This window comes from Candidatus Omnitrophota bacterium (assembly GCA_040755155.1).
GTDB lineage: Bacteria > Hinthialibacterota > Hinthialibacteria > Hinthialibacterales > Hinthialibacteraceae > JBFMBP01.
Genome location: JBFMBP010000176.1, coordinates 1 through 2,531, shown reverse-complemented (window position 1 = coordinate 2,531; position 2,531 = coordinate 1). Strand labels below are relative to the sequence as shown.

The window sequence follows — 2,531 nt, the reverse complement described above, 5'->3', positions numbered from 1 at the left end:
ATAACAGGAACCACGTATGGATGCGTATCGCCCGGTCCATAGATGGAAGAGTAACGCAAAGCAATCCAGGAAACGCCCGCTTTTTCGGCGAACATGCGAGTAAAGGTTTCACCCGCGAGTTTGCTGGCGCCATACATCTCCCCCGGTGCGGAGTCTTCTTCGGTTACGGGACGGCGCCATTGAACGGCGCTGCTTACGCAGAGAGTGGAAGCGTAAACAAAGCGCGAATTTCCCGGCTGAATCGCCTGAAGAACATGGATAGCGCCTTGTATATTTACTTGGATAAATTGCCTGGCAGCATCGGCTAACTCCGCCTTATCCCCGAAATAACTCGCTAAATGAAAAACGATTCGAAATTGCTTTTCCTTCATGATTTTGGCGATCGCAACCGGATCGGCGATATCCGCCGGAATGTAAGCAACTCCAGGAAAAGTGAATTCTTTTCGAGATAGGGCGTTGACTTTCATCCCCTCGGCAAGCAATCGCCGGCATAAATGCCGACCTAAAAATCCCGAAGCGCCTGTAACTAAAACTTGGTCCATGATTTTCTCCGCATAGCGGGCGATTTATTCCAGCGTTTCCGCTGGATATCAAATAGTTATTAGCGCGCGAAAGCGAACGTTTTGAACCAATATTCTCCCGTATATCCGATCTTGGCGAACGCCTCCAGCCATTGCTCGGCGCTGCGCAGCGTTTTGAGCGCCGCTCCCCAACAGCAAAGCGCTTCTTTCTCGGCGGGTGTATGATAAGAGGCGACTTGGAGGAAGATTTTCCTCCGGCTAACGCGCATCATTTCGCGAAGGGATTGATCGCAGAGTTCTTCCGGCAAATTGTGAATCGCATCCACGGATACGACTAGATCGAAGGAGCGATCCAGAAAACCGATTTGATGAGCGCTCGCGCGGATTAGCTGCGGCCTGATTTCCGGATGGCCGTTTTTCAACGCATAGGCGCTGATATCGCATCCGAAAGCGTTAGTTTCTCCAGCAAGGAGATGTTGAAATTCGTAGACGAGAAATCCTTTGGCGCACCCGACGTCCAGCGCCCGGCTGCTTTTCCCCAATCCATAATAATCCGCCATCCTTTGAGCGGCGGGAGCGAAACGGCCGTCCCAAAAATATCCCCCATAACCTAGATCGGAATCGAAGTATTCGTATTCGAAGGTTTCTAAAAGCTTTTTCTGTTCGAGCGATATATTTTTCCTTAAGTCAGTACGTTTCCGATCGTTTTCCTTAATGATTTTTATATCGCATATCCCTTCAAAAAAGTTAACGGCGCGAGGAGAGGATGCCTTGCTCATGGTTGACCTTTTTCGCTGCATAGGCTCTTCAGCCGATTGAGACTGAATGGGATCGAATAGCCCTTTATAGAAAGGTGGGATGGATAGCCGGGTCGGGATTCGAAATATCCCACAGGATGCGATTCAAAGGATCCAAATAGCAACGCGCCGGACATTTGCCGCAAAGATCGATCGATTCGACGGCTTTTTTCCGTTTGGGGGAACGCCAGATTTCCTCCAGCGTATTCTCGTAAATGTTCCCTAAAACGAATTCCTTACGTCCAGCCAGGTTGGGACAAATGTATAGGTTTCCATTGGCGTATACGGAAGGAACGAATTGATGAGCCATGCACTTTTTATAATAAACTTCATTATTGGTCCGTTGCGGCGACCATGCCAGCCGGAATTGCTCGCCGCCTTTGTCGTAGATGGAGAAATGCTCCGTTTCGTATGGCTTGAGTTCCCGCAGTTTTTGTAGAACGGCTTCCACCGGCAGCGTGTTTTTGGCGCGATTGACGTTGATCAAATTGTCGTACATGGGCTTGAAGACGACGTAATCCGCGCCGATCTCGCGAATAAGCTGCACAAACGGCTCCATGCCGTCCACGTTATATTGACTGACGACGTACTGAACGCCGATCGTGGGCAGAATTTTTTTGCGATCTTTTCGTTCCTGCACTAACCGTTTGAGGTTCTCAATGACTTTATCGAAGCGGGCGGAAGGTCCGTGCAATTTTTTGTAGGTTTCCGCATCGGCGGCGTCGAGGCTGAACCGGAAAAACGTAGCGTATTGCATGAGCGCTTCGAAATGCTCCTCTTTCAATAATTGCCCGTTGCCCAATACGCCGAAATCGATGCCCATCTCGCCGATTTCCTTCATCATTTCCGCCGATTGCGGATGCAGAATGGGTTCGCCGCTGCCGACGATCTTGATCGAACTTAGCCCCCGGCTTTTGGCGTCGCGGAGAAAGCGCAGCAAAACGTCGGCGTCGACAACTCGGTCGTCCCGCTTTTTCTCGATCGTTTGCCGGGTTCCATCCTCCATGACCATAAAGTTATCGTGCGTCGAATACGCCGTATAACACCAGATGCAATCATGGTTGCAATAGTCGGTAAAACCCACGAGCATGTGGACGGGAAAGGCGTCGCCTGTGGTTTGATATTCATGGATTTTGTCGATATGGAAAAAGATTTTTTTAAAACTCAACCGATCGATCTGCATAGCTGATTCTTGCCAGGGGATTCCCGGGAC

Annotated in this window: 3 protein-coding genes; all 3 read right to left on the bottom strand. The window is 50.0% G+C overall.

What is annotated here, in order from left to right; translation table 11 throughout:
- On the bottom strand, window positions 1-542 hold a 542-nt coding region (locus AB1656_26690; GenBank protein MEW6238985.1), incomplete at its 3' end, for an NAD(P)-dependent oxidoreductase.
- 59 nt (window positions 543-601) lie between these two features.
- Window positions 602-1,300, bottom strand: coding sequence for a class I SAM-dependent methyltransferase (locus AB1656_26685; protein ID MEW6238984.1), 699 nt, complete (start codon window positions 1,298-1,300; stop codon window positions 602-604).
- A 64-nt stretch (window positions 1,301-1,364) separates the two neighbouring features.
- Window positions 1,365-2,531 (bottom strand): radical SAM protein (locus AB1656_26680; protein ID MEW6238983.1); only part of this gene is annotated, 1,167 nt, incomplete at its 5' end.

Excerpts from the sequence above, each read along its gene's own strand:
- AB1656_26685 (MEW6238984.1), bottom strand. The coding sequence starts at position 1,300 with ATGAGCAAGGCATCCTCTCCTCGCGCCGTTAACTTTTTTGAAGGGATA.